The sequence below is a fragment of the Vibrio gallicus genome (assembly GCF_024346875.1).
GTDB classification, from domain to species: Bacteria; Pseudomonadota; Gammaproteobacteria; order Enterobacterales; family Vibrionaceae; genus Vibrio; species Vibrio gallicus.
The window spans coordinates 1941994-1967160 of record NZ_AP024871.1 but is presented as its reverse complement, the minus strand read 5'-3'; the positions used below and the strand labels follow the sequence as shown (position 1 = coordinate 1967160).

The 25167-nt window shown below is 44.4% G+C and carries 18 protein-coding genes; 10 read left to right on the top strand and 8 right to left on the bottom strand.

The window, feature by feature from the left end; genetic code table 11:
* The first annotated feature begins 28 nt into the window (after nucleotides 1-28).
* Complete coding sequence (locus tag OCU28_RS09110) at nucleotides 29-169, top strand: hypothetical protein (protein WP_261815894.1); 141 nt, start codon at nucleotides 29-31, stop codon at nucleotides 167-169.
* Between the two features lie 443 nt (nucleotides 170-612).
* Here OCU28_RS09110 and OCU28_RS09105 read toward each other — a convergent pair whose 3' ends face one another.
* From OCU28_RS09105 to hemL, 4 genes are all read right to left on the bottom strand, one after another.
* Entirely contained in the window at nucleotides 613-3993 is a 3381-nt protein-coding gene (locus OCU28_RS09105) for a response regulator (protein ID WP_261815893.1), read from the bottom strand.
* Nucleotides 3994-4111: 118 nt separating this feature from the next.
* Entirely contained in the window at nucleotides 4112-5131 is a 1020-nt protein-coding gene (gene rsmC, locus OCU28_RS09100; protein ID WP_261815892.1) for a 16S rRNA (guanine(1207)-N(2))-methyltransferase RsmC, read from the bottom strand.
* 15 nt (nucleotides 5132-5146) lie between these two features.
* Nucleotides 5147-6232, bottom strand: coding sequence for an AI-2E family transporter (locus OCU28_RS09095; protein ID WP_261815891.1), 1086 nt, complete (start codon nucleotides 6230-6232; stop codon nucleotides 5147-5149).
* 92 nt (nucleotides 6233-6324) lie between these two features.
* Nucleotides 6325-7608 (bottom strand): glutamate-1-semialdehyde 2,1-aminomutase, encoded by a 1284-nt coding sequence (hemL, locus tag OCU28_RS09090; protein WP_261815890.1) that lies wholly within the window; start codon nucleotides 7606-7608, stop codon nucleotides 6325-6327.
* Between the two features lie 196 nt (nucleotides 7609-7804).
* Between hemL and erpA the strand changes: the two genes are divergently transcribed.
* The 3 genes from erpA to OCU28_RS09075 all read left to right on the top strand — a co-directional run bounded on the left by erpA (nucleotide 7805) and on the right by OCU28_RS09075 (nucleotide 12445).
* Complete coding sequence (erpA, locus tag OCU28_RS09085; RefSeq protein WP_261815889.1) at nucleotides 7805-8146, top strand: iron-sulfur cluster insertion protein ErpA; 342 nt, start codon at nucleotides 7805-7807, stop codon at nucleotides 8144-8146.
* 102 nt (nucleotides 8147-8248) lie between these two features.
* Nucleotides 8249-9340, top strand: coding sequence for an efflux RND transporter periplasmic adaptor subunit (locus OCU28_RS09080; RefSeq protein WP_261815888.1), 1092 nt, complete (start codon nucleotides 8249-8251; stop codon nucleotides 9338-9340).
* 12 nt (nucleotides 9341-9352) lie between these two features.
* Nucleotides 9353-12445, top strand: a complete 3093-nt coding sequence (locus tag OCU28_RS09075) for an efflux RND transporter permease subunit (protein ID WP_261815887.1) — start codon at nucleotides 9353-9355, stop codon at nucleotides 12443-12445.
* Nucleotides 12446-12486: 41 nt separating this feature from the next.
* Here OCU28_RS09075 and OCU28_RS09070 read toward each other — a convergent pair whose 3' ends face one another.
* A complete protein-coding gene (locus OCU28_RS09070) occupies nucleotides 12487-13782 on the bottom strand; it encodes a peptidoglycan DD-metalloendopeptidase family protein (protein WP_261815886.1) in 1296 nt (431 codons plus the stop codon).
* A 123-nt stretch (nucleotides 13783-13905) separates the two neighbouring features.
* On the opposite strand from OCU28_RS09070, the gene tyrS reads away from it, so the two are divergent.
* Together tyrS and OCU28_RS09060 are read left to right on the top strand one after the other, a co-directional pair.
* On the top strand, nucleotides 13906-15093 hold the full coding sequence (gene tyrS / locus OCU28_RS09065) for a tyrosine--tRNA ligase (RefSeq protein WP_261815885.1): 1188 nt from the start codon (nucleotides 13906-13908) through the stop codon (nucleotides 15091-15093).
* Nucleotides 15094-15479: 386 nt separating this feature from the next.
* On the top strand, nucleotides 15480-16325 hold the full coding sequence (locus OCU28_RS09060) for a magnesium transporter (protein WP_261815884.1): 846 nt from the start codon (nucleotides 15480-15482) through the stop codon (nucleotides 16323-16325).
* 21 nt (nucleotides 16326-16346) lie between these two features.
* Here the strand turns inward: OCU28_RS09060 and dacB are convergent, their stop codons facing one another.
* On the bottom strand, nucleotides 16347-17720 hold the full coding sequence (gene dacB / locus OCU28_RS09055) for a D-alanyl-D-alanine carboxypeptidase/D-alanyl-D-alanine endopeptidase (RefSeq protein ID WP_261815883.1): 1374 nt from the start codon (nucleotides 17718-17720) through the stop codon (nucleotides 16347-16349).
* 229 nt (nucleotides 17721-17949) lie between these two features.
* Between dacB and OCU28_RS09050 the strand changes: the two genes are divergently transcribed.
* Entirely contained in the window at nucleotides 17950-19848 is a 1899-nt protein-coding gene (locus OCU28_RS09050) for a PhoX family protein (RefSeq protein WP_261815882.1), read from the top strand.
* Nucleotides 19849-19921: 73 nt separating this feature from the next.
* Here the strand turns inward: OCU28_RS09050 and OCU28_RS09045 are convergent, their stop codons facing one another.
* Nucleotides 19922-20995 carry a porin gene (locus OCU28_RS09045; RefSeq protein WP_261815881.1) on the bottom strand — a complete coding sequence of 358 codons (1074 nt, stop codon included), beginning with the start codon at nucleotides 20993-20995 and terminating at the stop codon, nucleotides 19922-19924.
* Between the two features lie 503 nt (nucleotides 20996-21498).
* Here OCU28_RS09045 and greA point away from each other — a divergent pair.
* Nucleotides 21499-21972: a transcription elongation factor GreA gene (gene greA, locus OCU28_RS09040; RefSeq protein WP_261815880.1), complete on the top strand. Its 474-nt coding sequence runs from the start codon at nucleotides 21499-21501 to the stop codon at nucleotides 21970-21972.
* Nucleotides 21973-22019: 47 nt separating this feature from the next.
* Here greA and yhbY read toward each other — a convergent pair whose 3' ends face one another.
* The gene (yhbY, locus tag OCU28_RS09035) at nucleotides 22020-22316 is read right to left on the bottom strand and encodes a ribosome assembly RNA-binding protein YhbY (RefSeq protein ID WP_261815879.1); all 297 of its coding nucleotides are present in this window, start codon (nucleotides 22314-22316) and stop codon (nucleotides 22020-22022) included.
* Between the two features lie 138 nt (nucleotides 22317-22454).
* Between yhbY and rlmE the strand changes: the two genes are divergently transcribed.
* Nucleotides 22455-23084 carry a 23S rRNA (uridine(2552)-2'-O)-methyltransferase RlmE gene (gene rlmE / locus OCU28_RS09030; RefSeq protein ID WP_261815878.1) on the top strand — a complete coding sequence of 210 codons (630 nt, stop codon included), beginning with the start codon at nucleotides 22455-22457 and terminating at the stop codon, nucleotides 23082-23084.
* Nucleotides 23085-23171: 87 nt separating this feature from the next.
* Nucleotides 23172-25118 (top strand): ATP-dependent zinc metalloprotease FtsH, encoded by a 1947-nt coding sequence (gene ftsH / locus OCU28_RS09025; RefSeq protein WP_261815877.1) that lies wholly within the window; start codon nucleotides 23172-23174, stop codon nucleotides 25116-25118.
* The last annotated feature ends 49 nt before the right edge of the window (nucleotides 25119-25167 follow it).

The window sequence follows — 25167 nt, the reverse complement described above, 5'->3', positions numbered from 1 at the left end:
TTTGTTTCGTTTGCTGAATTATTGTGTAATGCCACCAATTCATGTTGAGCCGTTATCCATATTCCATCAGTTTGGTGCTCTCGATGTAGGGGGAGAGTTGGGCTCAAATCCTTTGGTTAAGAGTAAAGTTATGCTTTCTGTAAAAATCGTCAATTTGCGTGCTCGTTAAAAACGTCAAAATGGCCGCAATGTACGTTAATATCGTTAAAACCTATCTCTAAATGACAGTAGGTAAACAGTGTTTAACCCTTGCTTTACTTTGCAGTGTTGATTGTTTGTTAGTGCTTACTTTCTTTTGGGTTGTTTAATAGCAATTGGTTGTATGTTTTTATTAGTATGTGTGATGTGAGGTATGAGTATTCAGGCTCTTTATTTGTGAGTTAAAATTAAGTGACTTTGAATGTTGTGATAGCACTCGCATTAATGATTAAAAGTGAAGTTTTGCGCCCAAATAAAGCCGATTATAGCGAGTGAGTGCGAAATCTACAGCGCTATTTAGCGCTTTTCATAGCCTTTGTTTGAGGTGTAAAAAAAGCAGTGTTGGATAAGTAAGGGAAGTGTTAATAACCAAGCCCCAATTAAAAATAACGTGGGGCTTGTGGAGAGGATTGGCTAGTTTTGGATTACGAGGTGCTGTAATTGGTCTCTTAATGAGATGAGTTGAGCTCTTAGTGCGTCATCTTTGTCTGTATGCACAAGGATATAGTCCATAGAGCTAAGCACAGTTCGCCAACGGGGGGTTTTAGGCAGAGTCTCAGGTCTTAGGTACTTATCTAAAGTGCGCGTTTGCAGTGTACTTCTATCGAGGTAGACTCGCCATAAGCCACTTTGCTCAGCAAAGGTGAATTTAGTTTGCCCATCATGGGTCTCCCAGTATTCAATTGCCTGATTCATACACTCTACTATTAGCTGGCGCAGTGCTTGCTGCTTGCCACTTTTTTCACCTTCAACCTTAGTGACTAATTGAGAAAAATCGCCGCCTAATTCACGAATGGTCTCTAATTGGGAGTGGTCTCCGGCAAAGGCATATTGAGACATAGCATCTAGTGCAATTTCTAGATTAGAAATATGCTGCTTCACATTATGCGGGTCATTGTTGAAGATAAACATGCCGCGCATTCCGGTCTCTAACGGGAGAGTGAAAATGTCGCTGGGTACGATGTGCTTCTGTTCTTGAATGAAAATATCTATATCCATGCTACGGTGTGGCTGATCGAATGTGAGGTATTTAGGCGCGATAAACTCTTCGATACTTGAACGTCGTAGTTGCTCAATTGAACGCTTGAATAGCTGTGTAGCAGTGTGGTTAGCGTAGCTGATTTTATGCTTTTGGTTGATGCATATTATCGCTTCTGGGGTGTTTTCTAGTTGCTCAAGTAGCTTGGATTGAGTATCTAATAATATGGCTTCGGTCTGCTCAAGTTGAGATAGCTCTTCGCTTAGTACTAGGTTTTGCTGCTTACGTTTCAGGGAGAGGCTAGCATCAATATGAACCTTAATTCGAGCGGACAACTCATGTTTGTTGAACGGCTTTACAAGGTAATCATTAGCCCCAACTTCAAAGCCCTTTATCTTATCTTCCGTTTGATTAAGCGCGGTGAGCATCACGATCGGCAGTTCATAGCGCGAGTAGTTTTGACGCAACCTTTGGCATACTTCATAGCCGGTAACCTCAGGCATCATAATATCGAGCAACAACATCGCTGGCTTTTGTTGTTCAACCATATTTAGGGCTTGCTGCCCATCACTAGCACACGCGACACGGTATCCTTCTAAACGTAGGAAGCTTTCCAGTATGCGTAAATTAACCGGTTCATCATCGGCAATCAGTATCAGCTTGCCGTCGGGGTTTTCTGGCAAAGCTATAGGCTCTTGGGTAAGGTTAAGCATCTCATTACTGACAATCTTAAAGTGCTCGGTCTCTGTTTGGTCACGTAGTTGACCTTCATTAGCTAAGGGCAAGGTGAGCCTAAACGTTGTCCCTAATAGTGGCTGACTGCTGACCGATAGCGTGCCATCCATTAATTCAATCAAGTGCTTACTTATCGACAAACCTAACCCAGTGCCGTGTTGATAGCGAGCAGACTGACTTTGCATTAATGGCTCGAAAATTGTTGCTAGATCCTGTTCCGGAATACCTCGGCCAGTATCAATGACCTCAATAACCAGTTGTTCCGCTTCCTGGGTAGCATTGAGTACCACCTTACCTTCATTAGTAAACTTTATTGCGTTGCCAATAAGGTTGTATAAAACCTGTTCCAATCTTTGTGGATCCGCGCTGACCATAGGTAGGCGCGGGTCAATATGGTTCAGGAGTCTCACCGGTTTATTGACGATTAAGTGATTAGAAAGCTCAACCACCAATTGCGCAGAGCTTGCTACCGACACCGCATGGTGCTCCAATTTTAGGTCGCCATAGCGCATCTTATGGTAGTCCAACAAGTCATCAACTAGGTTCGATAGGCGGTTGCCACTGTTTATAATAATTTCCAGCTGAAAACACTGTGCACTTGGGACATTGCCATGCGCTCCAGACAATAAGGTTTGTGCTACACCTATCATGCCATGCAGTGGAGTACGCAGTTCATGAGAGGTGGTGGCGAGAAACTCATCTTTAAGTTTATCTGCACTTTGCAGGTCTTGGTTCTGCTTGGCTATGGTCTGCAGATTATACTCAAGCTCTTGGTTTTGATGTTCGATAAGCGCAATTTTCTCTCGTACTGAGCGCTGCATACGCGCAAAGCTTACCGCCAATCGACCAATCTCATCCTTTCTTTGAGCCCCTTCTACTTCTTCTGCCAGGTCACCTGCTGAGATACGCTCGGCGGCCCAAGTGAGCTTGAGTAAAGGTCGAGTAATGAGATTGGCGAGGTAGTGCGAGGTAATAAAAACCAGTATCAAGGCCACAATAATGATGCCGATAAATAGTTTCTGTAGGTTAGAAACCCGAGCAAAAGCTAGCTCTTCAGGAGATTGTGAAAAAATAGACCACAGCATGCCGTGGATCTCTAATGGGGAAAAAGAGGCCATCATGATGGCATTATTGTCGTCGGTGTATTGAGTGATATCTACAGAAGATTTGTGCTGTTGTAGGGCTGAGATCTCTTCTACATGTTCTGGATTTCCAGAGAGCAGATTTTGATATTGGTCGAGCAATAAAATACTGACATTATTTGCTGAATCGTCGGTGATAATACTTTTTAAACGCTCGATAGGTAGGCGCATAAAGGCGTAGCTGTGCAGATGGCCTTGCTGGATAATAGGTGAAGCAAACCACACAACCCTTTGTTTTATATCGGTACCTGTTGCTCGGCTAAAGTCGCTCATTAGTACTAAGTCGTTGTATTTGAGCAAGTCTTTCTGTTTATTCGACATGCTTGCCTTGAGGCTATCGAATAGCTTACCTAGTTGACTGCTTTGATAACGACCTGAGTCTAGATTTGTCGCAAAATAGTCGTTTTTTAGCGTTGAATAGGCGACGTTACCATCTAGGTCGACCAATAAAATATCGTCAAAATCTGAGCGTTGTAAAAGATCTAGATAGGTGCTGTGGTATCGGTCATGGATCAGTCGATATCGCTCAACACCCACAAAGTTAGCTGAGTTGCGCACTGTTGGTTGGCTCAATACTGCGCTAGTACCTGGAACATAACGTTTCTGACCAATTTCTCTAGACTGTTCAATGGTTTTGCCTAAGCGGCGAAAGCCATCAATCAGGCCATAGAAGCGCCCACCACTGGAATAGGCTAACTCGGAGTGTACAAAGCCCACCACCTCAGCATCGAGGTTATTGAAGTAGGTTGAAACCTTTTGACTGGCACCATTTCTAGCAGCAATGAGATATTGCGTGCTTTGTTCGGTGAGATCTAAGCTATGGGCACGTAGAAAGAAATATCCGACTATCAGCATAGGGGTTAAGCTGACAATCAAGAATATTGCCATTAGGTTGCTTTTGATACTTTTGAATTTGGGAGTTGTTGAGTTTTGAGCCATGAAAGCAAGACATAATAAGCCTAAGGTGCCTTGCAATTTACCCTTGTTACTGCGTTATACAAAGCCATATGTTAAAAAAGCGTGTCGCTAAACACACTTTTGAAACATACGAGTAATGTTATTTAGTTGCGTGATAAATAACAAATTTATTAGTTTTATTGATGGTTTCGCAGTTGTTGAAAGCCTGTTCGATAATAGGTGGGTATTTTAAGAAACTATTTGCCACAATAATTAGTTCGCCACGCGCTGTTAGCTTGGTTGGGGCTTTGGCTAACAAGGTTTCAGTTGCGCTGTAGCTGGTATCTAATCCTGAGTGGAACGGGGGGTTACTGACGATAAAGCGGTAGTTATCACTAGTATGTGAATAGACATCGCTGGCAAAAACACGACCTTGTATACCGTTTGCGGTTAAGGTGCGGCGGCTAGACTCTAGGGCAAAAGCACTAATATCACACATCTCTATTTCAATCTTAGGATTGGCCAGTTTCATTGCTGTGCCGATTATGCCAGCTCCACAACCAAAGTCTAAAACCTTGCCTGATAGCTTAGGAAGGCTGTCTAGCAACAGCTTAGAACCAAGGTCAAATTCGCCATGGCTAAATACACCCGGCATACTGATAACATCAAGCTTGTGATTGCCTAGAGTGACAGGGTATGACTTAAAGTAATCATCAAGATTAAATGCTGGTGGTTGCTGCTGGCATATACCCCAGTAGAAAGAGCAGCGACGAGCTGAATCATATTTCTTGATTGTACCTAGAGGAGTAAACATCTTTTCGATGCTTTTTATCCCGGAGCGGTTCTCACCAATCACAGCTATCTCGGTGTCACTTCCCAACTTGCTAAATAGCATATTGAGCAGATATTGCGCCTCACTCTTCGCTTTTGGCCAATAGAGTAACACCATATCGCAGTTGTCTTGGTTGTCATATTCCACACCAAATTGACTATTGATACCCTGACTTTGCATCTGCTGATGGTAACCAAAGTGAGTAGTAAAGACAGTCACAGATTCGGCAACCTCAAGCAACTGCTTAGGGAATAGATCCTCTGCTTCACCGGCGATAACTATCCGCTTTCCTGAAAAGTATTCCATCTGGCGTTGGGCTATTTGGCTTGGAGGTGTGTAAACACTCATATTTTTAACTCGTATTTATCTTTGATCCTGACTGTCGAGAAAGTCTTTAAATTCTTCTTCGTACATATTGAACAGCACCAAAGTGATGGCAAAGATTAACGGGCCGTAGATTAAACCAATTAAGCCGAACACATGCAAACCGCCAAGCAGAGAAAAGAAGATCATTAAGGTGCTCATCCCTGCACTGCCTTGCATGAGTAGTGGGCGCAGGATGTTATCAATAGAGCCTACGATAGTCACGCACCACACTAATAAGAATATAGCCCAACCCGTTTCACCACTAATCAGTAGATATAAACAGGCCGGAACCCAAATAAGCGCTGTGCCTATGACTGGAATAAAGGAGGCGAAGCCCATCATAGTTCCCCAGAATAAGCCAGGGAAGCCCGCTAGCCACATTGCGATACCACCCGCAAGACCTTGAGCAATGGCGGTTAAGAAAGAGCCCATAACCGCAGATTTTGATACCTGCTCTATTTCATCTAGTAGGCGATCTTCTTGAGAGCGAGACAATGGCAGGATATGGCGCATTGCTGAGATAATATGGTCGCGATCTCGCAACAAGAAAAACAACACAAACAGCATCAAGCCAAAATTAAGTAAGAAGGTCGTCGCATTACCAATCACTGTGGCACTGATAGCGACTAAGTGAGTGCCAAAACTAGACGCAAGTTCTGCAATTTTTTGCCCTATCTCACTAGGCTCTAATGTATCAAAGGGGAGGTAGGTATTTATAAATTTTAGACCTTTCACAATCCAAGGTTGTGAAAATAGCTCTTGGATTCCACCGCCAGAGACCCATTGATACACATCTTGCGAAAAGCTAGAACCTTGCTGAACGATCGCAGTAAATACGAGTAATAGGGGAATGACAACGATAAAGGTCAAAATGATGCAAGAGAGCAGTGCACAGGTATTACGCATGCTAGGCATCTTTTGTTCAAGCTTATGATGGATCGGAAACATCAACAGCGAAATGATAAATGCCATCACTATTGAGTTAATGTAAGGGGTGATCAGGGTATAACAGGCGTAAGCCGAAAATATGAGTGCGGCAATTAATAGCCATTGGCTTGAATTTAGTTTTATTTTATCAGGCACTTGTGTGTCTTCAGTTTCACATTAGAGTATTTATCATCATATACCCTAGTGCAAAAAAAGCACAGGGATGTGCTCCCTGTGCAGTTAAAAGTTTATTTTAATTTAGCAAAACAACGCTCGGCTGCAGCAAGGGTTGCATTGATATCTGCTTCGCTGTGAGCCAAAGAGGTAAAGCTTGCTTCAAATGCAGAAGGTGCTAAGTAAATGCCTTCTTCTAGCATAAGGTGGAAGAAAGCCTTAAAGCGTTCAACATCACACTCGGTCACGTCCTGATAGCTGGTCACTTCACTTTTATCGGTGAAGAAGAAACCGAACATACCACCTACTTGGTTCACAACCAGTGGAATACCTTGTTTGTCGGCAGCCGATTTAAAACCATCAGCCAGTGTCTTCGTGATTTGAGCAAGGCGCTGTTCGTTACCCGGTTGAGTCAGTTCGGTTAAGCAAGCGAAGCCTGCTGCCATAGCTATCGGGTTACCAGATAGAGTACCGGCTTGGTACACCGGTCCAGTTGGTGCGATATATTGCATGACTTCTTTGCGTCCACCAAAGGCACCAACTGGCATACCACCACCAATTACTTTGCCTAATGTGGTTAGGTCTGGTTTCACGTCATAGTAGGCTTGAGCACAGCCTTGTGCGACACGGAACCCAGTCATTACTTCATCAAGAATAAGCAGCGCATTGTATTTATCACATACGCTACGCAGCTTCTGTAGGAAGTTATCAACGGGTGGAATGCAGTTCATGTTACCAGCCACAGGCTCAACGATGATACATGCAACTTGTTCTGGATTTGCCTCAAACAAAGAGATAACAGAATCGATGTCATTGAAGGTTGCGGTAAGGGTATGCTTAGCAAAATCAGCCGGAACACCTGGTGAACTTGGTTGACCAAGGGTTAAGGCGCCAGAGCCAGCTTTAACTAGTAAGCTGTCAGCATGGCCGTGATAGCAGCCTTCAAATTTGATGATCTTGTCACGATTGGTATAACCACGAGCCAATCGAATTGCGCTCATGGTCGCTTCTGTACCAGAGCTTACCATGCGCACCTGTTCCATGGATGGAACGATACTAGATACCAGTTGCGCCATTTTGATTTCTAGCTCGGTCGGAGCACCAAAGCTAAGGCCGCGCTGAGCGGCTTCAACCACTGCATCACGAATAGCTGGGTTATTGTGACCAAGAATCATAGGCCCCCAAGAGCCGACATAATCAATATAGTCTTTGCCATCGGCATCGAAAATACGACAGCCATCAGCTTTCTCAATAAATAGTGGAGAGCCACCAACCCCATTAAAGGCCCGAACTGGAGAGTTCACACCGCCAGGGATAACGGTTTGAGCTTGTTGATAGAGTGCCTCTGATTTGCTCATTCTTAGAATCCTTGATTTCGAAAAGTGGCGCTATTGTACACATAACTGGGAGAGCAAGGCGAGATAAGGCGCAAATTACGTGTTGAATTCGCTTTGAAATTTTGAATACTTGAACACTTTGCTCAGGTATTACATAATCACTGCATAATCTGGGTTTGTAACCCTAGTGGCACCATCGTTTTTTAGGAGAGTTCCTGTGAGTGAACTAGATGTACCTTTGAATTTTTCAGACGCAGCTGCGGCGCGCGTTAAAGTATTAATTACCGAAGAAGAAAATCCAGATCTAAAACTGCGTGTTTATATTACTGGTGGTGGTTGCAGTGGCTTCCAATACGGTTTCACTTTTGACGAAAAAGTTAATGATGGTGACGCTATCATAGTTAAAGATGAGGTGACTCTTGTGGTTGACCCTATGTCTTTGCAATACCTTATCGGTGGCACGGTAGATTACACTGAGGGCCTATCTGGGGCTCGATTCTTTATTGATAACCCAAATGCGACCACTACTTGTGGCTGCGGTGCATCATTTAGCGTGTGATCCTATACTCAGATATATGAAGGTAAGTGCATTATACTGACTAATCGAAATTGATTGGTCGTAATAGTTGAAAGGATATCGACTATTACTAAAGGGATTTATATGACACCTTCAAATATAGGGCGCGTGTTTTCACAGCGCCCATGGATTATTTCTTTAGTCATTGCTGTTGCTATCTGTGCTTGGCTTTTGGCTGGATCTCTACAAGCTGATCAACCCTCCTCAAGTAATGCCTCCTCCACCAATAAAACCCCGGTTCCTTTAGCGCGTGTTGTTGTTTCTTCTTTTGAGGCAAAACCCGTGGCACGAAAGATTGATCTATATGGCCGCACAGCTCCCAATCGAGACGTTGAACTGAGTGCAGAACTCGACGGTCGAATCGAGCGAGTACGGGTTAAAAAAGGCGAGACGGTCGAGCGTGGACAGGTTATTGCCAATGTCGACAAGGGGGATCTCGCGATTCAGTTAACGCGTGCTAAGTCTTTATTAAAGGTTAGGCAAAAAGAGTTTGATGCCGCGAGCTCTTTGAAAAAGCGAGGCCTGCAAAATGAAGTCGCTTTTGCCAATTCAGAGGCACAATTAGCCAACGCTAAAGCTGGGGTTGCCAATGTCAATCTGGCGCTTAAAAACAGTGTTATTCGTGCTCCGTTTGCGGGGGTTATCGATCAGTTGTACGTTGAGGTCGGTGATTATGTTGCGCGTGGCGATCAGGTAGCACACCTTATTGATCTCGATAAACTTGTTATTGAAGTAGACCTGAGTGAGCGTCATATACAGAGGGTGAAAAAAGGGCAACCCGCCAATATTCAACTGCTAGGCGGAGAGGTTATTGTTGGCACTCTACGCTATGTTTCGCGAAACTCATCTATTGCAACCAATACCTTTCCTATCGAGATTGAGATAGCAAATCCTGAACAACAGCTTCCATCAGGGGTAAGCGCGGAGGTTGAGCTAGAGCTCGATACCAGAATGGCGGTTAAGGTCACTCCCGCAATGCTCGCCTTAGATGAGGCTGGTAACCTTGGAGTTAAAACCTTAGTTGAAGGCGATATGATTCGCTTTGTGCCGATACAGATAGTTAAGGCGCAGCAAGATGGGGTATGGCTTTCAGGCTTAGGTGACAAGGTTGAGATCGTTACCACAGGTCAAGGGTTTGTTCGAGATGGTGATCGCGTTATCGCCGTGCATCAGTAGGGGATAAGGCTTATGTTTGCGCTTATTGATGCGGCACTTTTACGTTCACGCACCATTTTAACTCTGTTAGTTATGTTGCTAATTGCTGGGGCAGCTACCTATCTAACGATACCTAAGGAATCTAGCCCCGATATTACGATCCCAATCATATATGTTTCTATTGGACACCAAGGTATCTCTCCTTTAGATGCCGAGCGTCTGCTGGTTCGCCCCATAGAGCAAGAGTTGCGGTCTATTGAAGGGGTTAAAAAAATGACCTCTACAGCCTCAGAAGGCCATGGCTCAGTAACGCTAGAGTTTGTGGCGGGTTCAGACCTTAATAAAGCGATGACCGATGTCAGAGAAGCGGTTGATCTTGCCAAGTCACGCCTGCCCGCAGACAGTGATGATCCCATCGTTAATGAGGTAACGCTGGCAAGTGAAGAGCCAGTATTGTCAATTGCCCTTTATGGTACGGTGCCAGAGCGCACCATAGTGCAGATAGGTCGACAGCTGCAAGATAGGCTAGAGAGCTTTAAGCAAATACTCGAAGTCGATATTGCTGGTGACCGAGAAGATATTGTTGAGGTTATCGTTGATCCCCTGTTAACCGAGAGCTATGGGCTAAATCAAGGCGATATCTATAACCTGATAGCGGCCAGCAATCGTGTGGTGGCAGCCGGCTTTGTCGATACGGGGTATGGGCGTTTTTCAGTTAAGGTTCCCTCGGTATTTTCCACCCTACAAGATGTTATGGATCTGCCCGTTAAAGTGGATGGCAAGCAGGTGATCACCTTTGGCGATGTGGCAACGATCCGTCGTTCATATAGAGACCCTGAGAGCTTTGCAAGGTTAGACGGCGAAGATGCAGTTGTCCTCGATGTTAAAAAGCGTGCTGGTGAAAATATTATTGAATCGGTGCACTTGGTTAAAGCGGTTATCGAGCAAGCACAACAATTGCCGCAGTGGCCGAGTAACTTATTGGTAAAGTACACCTATGACGGCTCTAAAGACGTCGATATGATGCTTACTGATCTGCAAAACAATGTGCTATCTGCAATTATCTTGGTTGTTATTGTGATTATCGCAATCCTTGGGGTTCGCACCGCACTACTGGTAGGAATATCGATCCCGGGTTCATTTCTTACTGGCTTATTAGTGCTATCCGTATTTGGGTTGACCGTCAATATTGTCGTATTGTTCTCCTTAATTATGGCAGTCGGAATGCTGGTGGATGGCGCCATCGTAGTGACTGAGTTTGCAGATCGAAAAATGCAGCAAGGGATCCCTCGCAAACAAGCCTATCAAGAAGCAGCTAAGCGTATGGCTTGGCCAATTACCGCCTCAACAGCGACGACGTTAGCCGCATTTGCACCCCTTCTATTTTGGCCAGATACCACTGGCGAATTTATGAAGTATTTGCCACTGACTCTCATTGCGACCCTGAGTGCTTCATTGGTCATGGCGCTGATATTTGTGCCTGTGCTTGGTAGTTTAGTGGGCAAGCCGCAGTATATGACCCAAGTTAAGCAGCGTAGAGCGCAGCAGATCCAACAAGGGGACTTTTCACAGACCACCGGATTTACTTGGCTTTATTATCGCACTTTATCTATCGCAATTAAGCATCCACTCAAGGTATTGTCGACGGCGATATTGATGGCGGTTGCGGTTGGCTTTGCTTATAACAAGGCCGGTCTAGGGGCTGAATTCTTCCCTGAGGTTGATCCGCCTTTCTTTACGGTTAAGGCTCGTTCACATGGGGATCTTTCAATACAAGAGAAAGATCAGATCATGCGCCAAATTGAGAGTGTCATCCTTGGTCACCCAGAGTTAGATAGTGTGTACACCAAAACAGGAGGCACTGACGAAATAGGTTCGATTCAGATAACCCCTGTAGATTGGCAAAATAGGCGCCCAGTTAAAGAGATAATTGAACAGCTTAGAGTCAATACCGACCAATTTGCTGGCGTCGAGATCGAATTTAAATTCCCAGATGCAGGCCCTCCTGTGGAAAATGATCTGGTGATTGAGGTGACTTCTAGGGATCCTACATTGATTGATGCCGCTGCGAAACAAGTTCGTCTGTGGGCAGATAGTAATCCAGCTCTAACCAATATCAGTGACAACTCAAGTAAAGCGGGGATTGATTGGACTATAGATGTGAATCGAGCAGATGCGGCGCGTTTTGGCGCCGACGCTAGCTTGGTTGGTAACACAGTGCAGTTTGTGACCAATGGTCTTGTTGTGGGGGATTATCTTCCCGATGACACTGATGATCAGGTGGATATTCTAGTGCGCTTTCCCGATCATAAAAGAGATATTGGGCGCTTCGATGAATTACGGGTCAAAACCCACGCAGGTTTAGTGCCTATTACTAACTTTGCCACCATCAAGCCCGAACCAAAGCAAGACACTATTCATCGCTTAGACGGTAAGCGTATTGTTAATGTTGTTGCAGATATGGCCGAGGGATATAACCTCGCACAACAGCTACCTGATATTCAGGCAGCCCTCGATGATTTGCCTCTTGCTAACGGCGTTGAGTTTCGTATTAAAGGGCAAAACGAAGAACAACAAAATTCTTCTGCTTTCTTACAATCTGCATTTATGGCGGCGCTTGCGGTAATGGCGTTGATCTTGATAACTCAGTTTAATAGTTTTTACCAAGCGTTATTGATCTTAAGTGCAGTGTTGTTTTCAACGGTAGGGGTCTTTGCAGGGCTACTGATAATGCAAAAACCGTTTGGGATTATCATGTCGGGCATTGGCGTTATTGCTCTGGCTGGGATAGTGGTTAACAACAATATTGTACTAATTGATACCTTTAACCAGTTGCGAAAGCGCGGATTATCTAAGGAAGATGCTATCTTGCGTACTGGAGTACAGCGTCTACGACCGGTAATGTTAACCTCAATAACCACCATTTTAGGCTTGATGCCTATGGTGTTACAAACCAATGTAGACCTGATTAACCAGAAGATTGAGGTTGGCGCGCCAAGCACGCAATGGTGGACGCAACTTGCCAGTGCAATTGCCGGTGGGCTTGCCTTTGCAACTGTACTTACGTTAGTGCTTACTCCCTGTCTGCTTATGTTCGGACGAGAGAGTAAGCCTAAGGTGAAGTAATAGAGAAGCGATGTAATTACAGCTGCTTGCGCAACACTTTTCTAATCAACATGTGCAGTTAGCAGAGTACGATAGCGCTCCAATTCAGTGAGGCGCTGCTGGGCAAGGCTAAGGAACTGCTGCTTTTTACTTCCAGTTAATGACTTAGATTGCGGTAGCTTAACGGTGCGTGGGTTCTTGTGTACCCCATTAACCAAGAACTCATAGTGAAGGTGTGGCCCAGTAACACGCCCTGTGCCACCTAAGGTACCGATGGTCTCGCCCTGTTTTACTCGTTGTCCGCCTTTTACGCGGCGCTTTTGTAGATGCAGGTACTTGGTGATATAGGTATTGCTGTGTTTGATAAATACATAATTACCATTGAACTGGTTGTAACCTGACTTCAAGACCACCCCATCTCCTGCTGAATAGATGGGTGTTCCTACTGGCGCCGCATAATCTGTACCACGGTGAGCGGTAACTTTGCCGGTTACTGGATGGCGACGATTTGGATTGAAGTTTGAGGTGACGCGACGAAAATCTACTGGTGAGCGCAAGAATGCCTTTTTCATCGCTCTCCCTTGCTCGTCATAGTAGTTACCACTCTCTTCATCGAGTATGGCTTTAAAGGTTTGCCCTTGGTTGGAAAATTGAGCGGCCAGTATCCGACCTTGATCAACAATCTCACCCTCAACAATCTTTTCTTCGTACAATAACTTGAAGCTGTCTTGTGGGCGGATATCAAGGGCAAAATCAATATCCCAGCCAAATATCCCAGCCACACTCATTATCTGATTTGGGGTTAGGTTGGCATCAATAGCGGCATTCCAGAAGCTAGAGGTGATCGTAGCTTCAGTGTAATTGAATTGCACATTTACCTGTTTTTGTTCAATCTCAGCACGAAAACCATCTGTAGTCTTATTGACCACAAAGGTTTCAAAGGTACTGAGTTGGCGTCTGATTTGAATTAGCTGATCTTGTTTATTGAATCCAAAAAAAAGCTCATCATTCGGCCTTAGTAGTGATAATTGCTTATTTATCTGCGGGTCACTATGGATAAGCCGATGCAGTAAGCCACTTGATTGACCAATACGCTTAAAAAGAACCGCAGCACTTTCTCCTGGACGTACGACAATATTTTCCCAGCGGGTGACGCGTGGCAAAGTGGTTACCTCGCTACGGTTAAGTAGCGACTCATCAATAGGGAGCGAATATAGTTTGCCTACCTGGTAATTACTCCTATGCTGACTCAGCTGCGCTGGGTCAGGGAGAAAAAATAACGCCATAATAATAAGCGCAGCAAATAGGCAAATTAACGCTCGGTGCAAAAGGGGTAAACGTTTAAAAATGGTTAGCATAGCCCGATTCGTTAAATAAACAGTTAAAATTCATATTTGATTAGTCTAACGGCTTTCAAATCTATTCGCTATTCAAGTACACTGTCACGATATTATTTTTTCCTGATTTTGTGGGAGCACGACATGGCGAGTTTCGAAACCGCACTGGCTGAGATTAAACGTGGTACGGATGAATTAATTCCTGAAAGTGAATTGATTGAAAAACTTAAAGAGGGACGCCCTCTACGTATTAAATTGGGTGCTGATCCAACGGCGCCTGATATCCACCTTGGTCATACGGTAATTCTAAATAAATTACGTACCTTCCAAGACCTAGGTCATGACGTAACGTTCCTTATTGGTGATTTCACCGGTATGGTTGGTGACCCTACAGGCAAAAACACGACACGTCCGCCACTGACTCGTGAAGATGTACTGCGTAATGCCGAAACCTATAAAGAGCAGGTTTTTAAGATCCTAGATCCTAAGAAGACCAAGATCGCCTTTAACTCTGAGTGGTTAGGTGAACTAGGCGCAGAAGGTATGCTTCGTCTAGCGGCTAACCAAACTGTAGCGCGTATGCTAGAGCGTGATGACTTTAAGAAACGCTATAGCAATGGTCAGCCTATCGCTATCCATGAATTTATGTACCCACTTCTTCAAGGTTATGATTCTGTTGCAATGGAAACCGATGTTGAATTAGGTGGTACGGACCAAAAGTTCAACCTACTTATGGGACGCGAACTGCAAAAGGCACACGGTCAAAAACCACAAGCTGTTTTGACTATGCCGTTATTGGTTGGTCTTGATGGTGAGAAGAAGATGTCTAAGTCTGCTCATAACTATATTGGTGTGAGCGATGTACCTACTGAGATGTTTGGTAAGATCATGTCGATCTCTGATGACCTAATGTGGAGCTACTATGAGTTGCTGTCATTCCGTCCTCTAGAAGAAATCGCACAGTTTAAGGCTGATGTTGCTAACGGTGCTAATCCTCGCGATGTGAAGATCCTACTGGCAAAAGAAATCATTGCACGCTTCCACTCAGAAGCTGATGCGGATGCGGCAGAGCAAGAGTTCATCAATCGTTTCCAGAAAGGCGCGATTCCAGATGAAATGCCTGAGTTTGAATTTGAGGTAGGACGTCCAGTAAGCAATCTGTTAAAAGAAGCTGAATTGTGTTCTTCTTCATCTGAAGCGATGCGCATGGTGAAACAAGGTGCTGCTAAGATCGATGGTGAAAAACTAACCGATAGCAAGTTTGTTCCTCAAGCGGGCACTTTCGTATTCCAGGTAGGCAAGCGTAAGTTTGCACGTATTACACTAAAATAATCCTACTTGAGTTGAGTAACCCTCAGCCATAGGAATATAAAGTGTAAGTAGTTATTAATGGGCGCCTATGGGTGCCCATTTTGTATTTATTGGCTGATAACATTTTGCTATATTACGCCCGCTGGGCTAATCCAGTAACCTTTGGAGATAACTATGAACACTACCGACCATCCTCCTAGTAGAAGGGGAGAAAAATAACCCTGTCGGTGTGACTGTTATCTGTCTCTGCCCTCAGTGGTAGGGAATTCATTTTCTATTTCTCTTCTGTTTTTCTCCTGTAAATCTAGCTGTAAATAAAGCCGATCTCAGCCTATTCGCTGGGGTGCTATGTGTTTTATTTTGATGGTCGTTACCGTGCTTTTGTACCGCTGATCGGGAGATTCGCCATGACGGTAATGAACACTACAATTGCTCACGACTTGAATTCATTTTCTCGTGAGGAGATATGTGCGGCAACCAGTGCATTCTTGCAATATGATACAAGTCAGCAGTTGGCACTGCTTCAAAAAATGCCAATCGAAGAAGCCGTAGGCATACTTAATCAGTGCTCTGTGGCTTATGTGCAAAAGATGATAAGTGAACTGGAGTTGTGTGGAGATGATGTCCGCGCACGCCACTTTGCGCATCAACTTGGTTTTATTCGTTCAGAGGCTGAGCCACATAAAGGCTATCTCTCGACTAGCGTATTAGCTCATGTACAGCAGAGAATAGGCTGGATTATAGGGTTAGCCTTGATGGGGATCGTTTCTGGACTGATTATCGCCAGTTATGAAGATACACTGAGCCAACTGGTTCTGTTGGCTATTTATATGCCAGTTATTGCTGCCGCTGGTGGCAATACCGGTACTCAGGCGGCAACCTTGGTTATTCGCGCCTTAGCCACCGGTGAGCTGAAAAAGCGCCAATGGCTATCGGTATTATGGAAAGAAAGCCGAGTTGCGCTGTGTATTGGCTTTGTGATTGCGTTAGTGATCGTTGGGCGAATACTGCTGTTTAGCGATGGCAGTACAACCGGGGGTTATGATCTTAATACCATTGCTCTTGCCGTTGCTATAGCACTTTTTATACAGGTGACTATCTCAACCACGTTGGGAGGGGTCTTACCGATAATTGCGCGTGCATTTAAGCTTGATCCTGCGGTATTGGTCAGCCCGGTATTGGCGTCTATCGTCGATATCTCTGGAATGTGGATATATTTCAGCGTGGTAAACCACTTCCTTGGTATCGCGTGATGATAGCAGGCCTTTGGCCTGCTATTTGTTTAGTAAATTGCGATAGAAGTTCTGTTCAAATACCGTAATTGCCGGTGGAATATCACTGCCTTTCTTGGGGTGATAGTTTGATACATACTCGACAAAGCTTCCCTTAATATTCCCTTTATCATCCAGTGTATAACCAACGATGTTGTGGGTACCAAAAAGAGATCCACTTTTGGCAAGGATATGGCCTTTTATTGGGTCTTTGCGCATGCTTGGTCTATGTTTTAGGGTGCCAGTTTCTCCAGCCACTGGCAGCATAGATAAGATCCCAAGCTGATGATCGTGGGTTTGTAGATATTGCAGTATCTGCATCATGGTTTTCGGCTGAATTCGGTTGTTTCGAGATAAGCCCGAACCATCATTTAATACCGCTAAACTCAGGTCTATATTCGCTTTGTCATGCAGTAGCTTCTTGAGGGCAGCAGTACCACTGGCAAAGCTACCACTCACACCAAATACCTCATGTCCTAATCTTTTGGTTATGGAATCAGCATATAGATTGTTTGAATCTCGAAGCATGATTTGTAGTAACTCGTCTATGCTGGCTGAGTGGTGTTGGGTAATAAGCTTGGCGTGTTGGTTCGTCTTTCCGCGCTGAATATGGCCAGTTATTGTGGTGCCCCAGTCAGTAAATATCTGTTTAATAACCGCCGCGACATACAGCTCAGAGGACTGCAATGCAAACTTCAAGGGTAAGGGCTTGCTTCGTGGCTGAAGACAACCACTTAATCTGTAGTGGTTATCAGGGAAGGTATTTAATTCAAGATCACAAAAGCTCTGTTGTTGCTGCTGCTTGGTAACGCTGACTACGCTACTTTGCACCCCAATTGGTTGAAAAGAGGGAACATATACGCGAGTACTGCCATTGGCGTTAGTGGTAATTGAGGCTTGTACACAATTCCCCTCGATAGATATCGCGCTAACTGGCGCGGCATAACATACACCGAGTACATCCCATGGCCAACCTACGCCTCGTGTATAGCCATCAAATATCGAGTCATCGAGCAATAAGTCACCATTAATGATTTTACCTTTTAGGGGGCTTAATAGCGTTTTGAGATCCGAGCGAAGCAGGCTCGGATCTCCAGTAAAGCGCACCACATAATTTTGTTGCTGCTTTAATAGTTGGGTATCAAAGCGAAAATCACCGCGAGGCCAATACAGCTTAGATGCAAGGGCGGTAACCAGTTTTAGGGTACTGGCAGGAGGCATCAATTGGTTAGGATTATGTGATTCAAGTTCGCTGTTATTATCCCTAACAATAATACCGACACTACTGCCTTGAGGTAGCTGAGAGTAGGGGGCAATGGATGCCATAGCGGTTTGGTATGAGAATATTCCGACAGCTAGAATGAAGAGGCGGCGCATATGCGTCCTATTGGCCGATTAAAGTGTTGTCAGTATAAACAAAAACAGTGGCCTATTGGCAGGTGTTTCGTCAACGGTTTTTATTGCTCACTGCATGCTTAGTAATAATAAGATTATTGGTCATATTTGTGTTATTTCGCTGCAATATTAGTGCAATAACCAGCTTCTATGGTGTCGGCATAACTCGCAGCCTTTTAAAGGCGAACATAAACACCGAAGGGAAGTAAGCATGAAACAGTTCGACCATGATGATGATCAGCGTCCTTTACAGCAGGAACCTGAATTTAATCGATTTATCGAAGCGGCTATGTCACGCAGAAGTTTTCTTAAAAATACGGGGGCTGCAAGTAGCGTTGCTTTCTTTGCTGCTAGTCCAATTAGTCAGGCTGTTGCAGGCTCTATGGCCAGTAAAACCGATATCATGGGCTTCGATGCTATTCCAGCCTCGACAGCGGATACGGTTGTGGTGCCTGCGGGTTATAATGCTGATGTCCTTATCTCGTGGGGTGACCCTGTTATTGATGGTGCACCTGAGTTTAGTCAGTCAAACGACTCTACGGCTCAAGAGAAGCAGTTCGGCGATAACAACGATGGGATGACATTTTTCCCTATTTCAAATGATCGAGCTGTGCTGGCTGTAAATAATGAATATGTGAATAAAGAGTATTTATACGCCCATCAAGGTGAAAATATTTCTGCTGATGATGTACGTAAAGCGCAGGCGGCTCATGGTGTGTCAGTTGTTGAACTGATCAACAAAAATGGCAAGTGGATAGTTAATCCCAAAGGAGCAGTCAATCGCCGCATCACCGCTTACACAGAAATGGAAATGACAGGTCCTGCTCGAGGGCATGCTCTTCTTAAAACGGCTAGCGACCCATCTGGAACTAAAATCCTTGGCACCATGAATAACTGTGCCAATGGACAAACTCCGTGGGGGACATATTTAACCTGTGAAGAAAACTTCAATGGATACTTTGGCTCTTCATCTAATGCTGAGCTTGGTGATAGCTATGCTCGTTATGGCCTTAAAAAACAAGATTGGGGTTATGATTGGTTTAAACACGATGAACGCTTTGATATGGCGAAACACCCCAACGAATCAAATCGCATGGGGTGGGTTGTAGAAATCGACCCAATGAATCCCAACTCAGTACCGAAAAAACGGAGCGCACTCGGTCGATTTAAGCATGAAAATGCCGCCTTAACCCTTGATGAATCTGGCCATGTAGTCGTATATATGGGCGATGATGAGCGCGGAGAGCATCTCTATAAGTTCATTTCTAAAAACAAATACGTTCCGAATTCGAGTACAAACCTAGACTTACTTGAGCAAGGAACACTTTATGTAGCGAAATTCACCGGTACCGAAGGCGAACAAACTGGGAGAGGTGAATGGCTGGAAATGACTTGGGGTAAAAATGGTCTTACTCCAGAAAATGGTTTTCCAGATGCTGCCTCTGTAATGATCTTTGCGCGTCTTGCTGCTACTCAGCTCGGTGCAACAACCATGGACCGTCCGGAATGGGTTGCTGTGCACCCACATGATAATTCCGTTTTTGCCACATTAACTAATAATAAGCACCGTGGAGTTAAAGAATCTCAAGGGCTCAATGCTGCAAATCCGCGACCAAAAAATCCTTATGGACATATCATTCGCTGGAGACCCGATAATGGTAAACATACCGCAAGCACGTTTGAATGGGATATATATGTGTTAGCTGGGAACCCAGAGGTTCACGAGTCAGGTTTAATGGCTGGCAGTGATAACATCAATAAAGATAATATGTTTAATAGCCCTGATGGAATCGATTTTGACCGTTTTGGTCGCCTTTGGATTCAAACCGATGGCAACTATAAAAACCAAGGTGAATTTGCGGGAATGGGGAACAATCAAATGCTGTGCAGTGATCCTAGTACTGGTGAAATTCGTCGCTTTCTAACGGGACCAGTAGCGAGTGAAATTACAGGGTTAACATTCTCACAAGACAATAAAACCATGTTTGTGGGGGTTCAACACCCAGGTGAGAAACTGGCTGATTCTCATTTTCCTCAAGGTGGGGATAGTATCCCTCGTTCGTCTGTTATTGCCATTACACGTAAAGATGGAGGTGTAATTGGTGCTTAACCAAGGGTAGCTTATTAAACAAACACCTGCCTATTGGCAGGTGTTTCGCTATTAAGCGGTATTGGCTATACCATTATAGGTAGTAACGAACACCCATGTTCCACATGTCATTCTCTTTTTCGTACAGATCAGAACCTAGGTCAACCTGGTAACCTGCAAAGGTAACGAACTTAGGAGTAATGTTGTACTCAGCTTGGAAAGCCATTTGGCTGTATACCGTGCCGTCTGCTACCTTGTCGCTACTTTCAACAGATTCATAGTTGATAGATAGGTTTAGGCTGTTTGCAAATGCGTATGCTGCAATAAATTCGATACCGTCAGAATCTTTAAGAGCGATGTCATTAGCGAGTACCGCATTGGTGTTGTAGTTTGACGTGCCGTGCATGTACTCATTCATAGTATAAACAGCAGCTACGTAAAGGCCGTTACCGTAAGAACCATACTTCGCAGAAAGTGCGTGAGAGGTTGCTTCTTTGGTTCCGATTACACCGTTAGTACGATCACCTGCGTTGTATGAGTAACCTACCATGAAGTCAGCAAAGTTTGCACCCACTGCCACTTGACCACGAGAGTCAAAACCACTCGTCGCATTGTCTTGCCAACCTAGGCCACCGAAGATAGATAGGTTGTCACCTAATTGGATGTCATTACGGTAAGAAACCATATTTTCCGCACGACCCGTACCTAGGGCACCGTGGTTGTCGTACAGGAAGTCGTTCGCAAATGCGATTGGCATATCAGCGATACCCGCAACGTCATAGTACGGAGACCATTGGGTGCCCGCTACAGCGCGACCAAATGTTTCGTGAGTCACGCCAATGTAACCAAGACGGGTAGTGAATGAGTTTGCACCACCATCAAGGTAGTTTAGAGACCACTCACCCTTAGCATCAGCCGTAAAGCCATTGCCTAGGTCTTGAGTGGCATTGAAGTTGATACGAGGAGAGTTAGCAATGATATCGGTGCCGCCGCTCTCGAATGCCTTGCTGTCTGAGTTATATACATCACCCGAGTTGCCTTTAGCGCTTACAGATACGTGTCCACCGATTGAGAAAGTAGAACCGTTGTCATTGTATAGTTCAACAGCATGTGTCTGTGTTCCAAATGCAGCCGCAGTAACGGCTAGCGCAATAATTTTCTTGTTCATTTCTAAATCCTAAAAGTATTGTCCATAATAGGCATAGTGATAGCCCAAACTTTTTTGAGACAACCCCTGTTATCTAGCTCCCACTAAGTTATTGTTATCTGTGGTTTTTTATTGCTTGATAAGAATTGCTCTGGAAGGAATTTTGACTCAATTTAGAACCTCTCAGGAAGTAAAATGATATAAAGCTAGGGAACTTTTTAAATACCACCCTATGAGTTAGGGTGCATATGCAATTAAAACAGTGAGTTAACGTGGTATATAAAATTATATGAATAGCAACTAGTTTGTTGTTTTTTATAAAAACGGTCAAAAAACGCACTTATAATCAATTGGTTGAATGTGATGTTGCTCACGAAGTTCACTTAAGAGGTGGGTGTTAATTTAGATGAAAAATGACGCCTTTTTGGGTACAATCCATGTAATCCAATTGATTTATACCTATTGAGCTATTTACTTAATAGGTTTTTTTGTTGTCCTATTTTTGTTTGGACATAGAGGTTAATATGCAAAAAGTACCTATGACTGTTCGTGGCGAACAGCAACTAAAAGTAGAACTTGAGCGTCTGTTGAAGCTGCGTCCACAAATTTCAGCTGCAATTGCAGAGGCTCGTGAACTCGGTGACCTTAAAGAGAACGCTGAATATCATGCAGCTCGTGAAGAGCAAGGTATCTGCGAAGCGCAAATTCGAGACATCGAATACAAGCTATCCGTGTCTCAGGTAATCGACGTAACCAAGATGGATAACTCTGGAAAGGTTATTTTTGGTACAACGGTAACCCTGATTGATGTGGATACTGAAGAACAGTTTAAGTATCAAATTGTTGGCGATGATGAAGCTGATATTAAATTAGGTCGTATCTCAGTAAGCTCTCCAATTGCTCGTGGTCTTATCGGCAAAATGGAAGGCGATGAAGTAACTATCACCACCCCTGGTGGTGTGAAAGACTTTGAAATCGACCAGGTAGAGTATCTATAAAAGAAAAAAGGCTGCGTAATGCAGCCTTTTTTGTCTCTATACTCGTATTATTTACGAGGGATCTCGATTTTGCGCGCTTGGGTTTGGCGATACAGAACAAGAGTTTTACCAATTGTTTGTACTTTCTCTGCGCCAGTTTCGCGAACGATAGCATCGATAATTAAGTTTTTCGTGTCACGATCTTCTGATGCAACTTTTACTTTAATAAGTTCATGATGATCGAGAGCGATTTCGATTTCCGCTAGAACAGCCTCTGTCAATCCATTTGCGCCCATTAGTACAACCGGCTTAAGGTTGTGTGCTAGGCCTTTTAGGTGCTGTTTTTGTTTGGTGCTTAAATTCATATCGCGGCCAAATTCTTTCGTGTAAGGGTTGAAAAATACTATTTTAGCTTCATATCTGTATGAAGACTATACCCAAGTCATTTATTAGCCTTTAATAAGGTAAATAGTGGCAAAAAACATCGTTATTTTGGGATTTTAATGAGTAAACAAAAACATTCTGCAAGTTCTGGCCGCTGGTTGAAGGAACACTTCGATGATAAATACGTGAGCGAGGCGAAGAAAAAAGGCTATCGTTCACGCGCTATCTTTAAGATTGAAGAGATTCAAGACAAAGATAGGCTCCTAAAGCCGGGTCAAACAGTCGTGGATTTGGGCGCGGCACCCGGTGGTTGGTCTCAGTACGCAACAAAAATTGTTGGGGATGAGGGGCAGGTCATAGCGTGCGACATTTTACCTATGGATTCCATAGCAGGTGTGGCATTCTTACAAGGTGATTTTCGTGACGAAGCAGTGCTAGATGCTTTGTTAGAAAGGATCCAACCAAGCATGGTTGACGTAGTAATGTCAGACATGGCACCAAATATGGCAGGCAATTTGTCTGTAGATCAACCAAGAGCTATGTATTTGGTTGAGCTTGCCCTCGATATGTGTCGACAAGTTCTAGCTCCAAATGGTAGCTTTGTAGTTAAGGTATTCCAAGGCGAAGGGTTCGACCAATACGTTAAGGAATGCAGAGACTTGTTTAAGGTTGTAAAAACTCGTAAACCAGATTCGTCGCGAGCTCGTTCGCGAGAGGTTTACATTGTTGCAACTGGCTACAAAGGCTAACATTTAACAATCTGGCTACAGTGTGTAAACTGTAGTAATCTATCTTTAATTACAATTAGTTATCGAGAGGCTTACACCTTGAGTGACATGGCAAAAAATCTAATTCTGTGGCTGGTAATAGCTGTAGTGCTAATGTCCGTTTTCCAGAGCTTTGGGCCTGGGGACAGCAACGGAAAAAGTGTGGATTACACCACATTCGTACAGGAAGTTGGTCAAGGCCAAGTTCGTGAAGCAAAAATCAACGATAAAGAAATTGTTTTTTATCGCAATGATAATTCACGTAATGTGACGTACATGCCTGTGTACGACACTAAGCTACTTGATGATCTTATCAATAAAAAAGTTAAAGTGTCTGGCACAGCACCAGAAGAACAAAGCTTACTAGGAACTATCTTTATTTCTTGGTTCCCGATGATTCTTTTGATTGGTGTGTGGATCTTCTTTATGCGTCAGATGCAAGGCGGCGGTGGCAAAGGTGCCATGTCGTTTGGTAAATCTAAAGCACGTATGATGAGTGAAGAGCAGATCAAAACGCTATTCTCTGATGTGGCTGGCTGTGATGAAGCCAAAGAAGACGTTAAAGAGCTCGTGGATTACTTACGTGATCCAAGCCGATTCCAGAAACTGGGCGGTAAGATCCCAACGGGTGTCTTGCTAGTCGGTCCTCCTGGTACAGGTAAAACTCTACTTGCGAAGGCGATTGCTGGTGAGGCTAAAGTTCCGTTCTTTACTATCTCTGGTTCTGATTTCGTAGAAATGTTCGTCGGTGTTGGTGCATCTCGTGTGCGTGACATGTTCGAGCAAGCGAAGAAAGCAGCGCCTTGTATCATCTTCATCGATGAGATCGATGCCGTAGGTCGCCAGCGTGGCGCAGGTGTTGGTGGTGGTCACGATGAGCGTGAGCAAACGTTGAACCAAATGTTGGTAGAGATGGATGGTTTTGAGGGTAACGAGGGTATTATCGTTATCGCTGCAACTAACCGTCCAGACGTATTGGACCCTGCATTACTTCGTCCTGGTCGTTTTGACCGTCAGGTAGTGGTTGGTCTTCCGGATGTACGTGGTCGTGAGCAGATCCTGAAAGTACACATGCGCAAGGTTCCCCTTGCTAGCGATGTAGAGCCATCTTTGATTGCTCGTGGTACTCCAGGTTTCTCTGGTGCAGACCTTGCTAACCTTGTAAACGAAGCAGCACTATTCGCGGCTCGTGGTAACAAGCGCAACGTTGCTATGGCTGAGTTTGAGCAAGCAAAAGACAAGATCATGATGGGTGCAGAACGTCGCTCTATGGTAATGACTGATGACATTAAAGAGTCAACGGCTTACCACGAAGCAGGCCACGCAATCATTGGTCGCTTGGTTCCTGAGCACGATCCTGTGTACAAGGTATCGATTATTCCACGCGGCCGTGCGCTGGGTGTGACTATGTACCTACCAGAGCAAGATCGCGTCAGCATGAACCGTCGTCACCTTGAGTCGATGATCTCAAGCCTATACGGTGGTCGTCTAGCTGAAGAGCTTATCTACGGTAAAGAGCGTGTATCTACTGGTGCATCAAATGATATCGAACGTGCGACTGATATCGCTCGTAAGATGGTGACTCAGTGGGGCTTCTCTGAGAAGCTAGGTCCTCTTCTTTATGCAGAAGAAGAAGGCGAAGTATTCTTGGGTCGTAGCGTAACTCAGACTAAACACATGTCTGATGATACCGCTAAGCTGATTGATGATGAGATTCGTCAAATCATCGACCGCAACTATGCTCGTGCTCGTCAGATCCTTGAAGAGAACATGGATATCATGCATACCATGAAAGATGCACTGATGAAGTACGAAACCATTGATGCAGGTCAGATTGATGACCTAATGGAACGCCATGACGTGATTCGTGAGCCAGCTGGATGGGGTGAACAAAGTCAGCCTGTTGAGCAGCCAAAAGCGGAAGCTGCGCCAGAAGCTAAGTCAGATACAGAAGCTGAATCAAAAGCAGATGTAGAAGCGACTAAACCAGAAAAAACGGACAAAGAGTCCGAATAATCAATAGTTAATAACAAACCCCGAGTTCGCTCGGGGTTTTTCTGTTTAT

What these genes read in the sequence shown, in the direction of transcription:
- OCU28_RS09110 (WP_261815894.1), top strand. Translation starts at nt 29, where the DNA reads ATGCCACCAATTCATGTTGAGCCGTTATCCATATTCCATCAGTTTGGT.
- OCU28_RS09105 (WP_261815893.1), bottom strand. Translation starts at nt 3,993, where the DNA reads ATGGCTCAAAACTCAACAACTCCCAAATTCAAAAGTATCAAAAGCAAC.
- rsmC (WP_261815892.1), bottom strand. Translation starts at nt 5,131, where the DNA reads ATGAGTGTTTACACACCTCCAAGCCAAATAGCCCAACGCCAGATGGAA.
- hemL (WP_261815890.1), bottom strand. Translation starts at nt 7,608, where the DNA reads ATGAGCAAATCAGAGGCACTCTATCAACAAGCTCAAACCGTTATCCCT.
- OCU28_RS09080 (WP_261815888.1), top strand. Translation starts at nt 8,249, where the DNA reads ATGACACCTTCAAATATAGGGCGCGTGTTTTCACAGCGCCCATGGATT.
- OCU28_RS09075 (WP_261815887.1), top strand. Translation starts at nt 9,353, where the DNA reads ATGTTTGCGCTTATTGATGCGGCACTTTTACGTTCACGCACCATTTTA.
- OCU28_RS09070 (WP_261815886.1), bottom strand. Translation starts at nt 13,782, where the DNA reads ATGCTAACCATTTTTAAACGTTTACCCCTTTTGCACCGAGCGTTAATT.
- tyrS (WP_261815885.1), top strand. Translation starts at nt 13,906, where the DNA reads ATGGCGAGTTTCGAAACCGCACTGGCTGAGATTAAACGTGGTACGGAT.
- OCU28_RS09060 (WP_261815884.1), top strand. Translation starts at nt 15,480, where the DNA reads ATGACGGTAATGAACACTACAATTGCTCACGACTTGAATTCATTTTCT.
- dacB (WP_261815883.1), bottom strand. Translation starts at nt 17,720, where the DNA reads ATGCGCCGCCTCTTCATTCTAGCTGTCGGAATATTCTCATACCAAACC.
- OCU28_RS09050 (WP_261815882.1), top strand. Translation starts at nt 17,950, where the DNA reads ATGAAACAGTTCGACCATGATGATGATCAGCGTCCTTTACAGCAGGAA.
- OCU28_RS09045 (WP_261815881.1), bottom strand. Translation starts at nt 20,995, where the DNA reads ATGAACAAGAAAATTATTGCGCTAGCCGTTACTGCGGCTGCATTTGGA.
- greA (WP_261815880.1), top strand. Translation starts at nt 21,499, where the DNA reads ATGCAAAAAGTACCTATGACTGTTCGTGGCGAACAGCAACTAAAAGTA.
- yhbY (WP_261815879.1), bottom strand. Translation starts at nt 22,316, where the DNA reads ATGAATTTAAGCACCAAACAAAAACAGCACCTAAAAGGCCTAGCACAC.
- rlmE (WP_261815878.1), top strand. Translation starts at nt 22,455, where the DNA reads ATGAGTAAACAAAAACATTCTGCAAGTTCTGGCCGCTGGTTGAAGGAA.
- ftsH (WP_261815877.1), top strand. Translation starts at nt 23,172, where the DNA reads ATGGCAAAAAATCTAATTCTGTGGCTGGTAATAGCTGTAGTGCTAATG.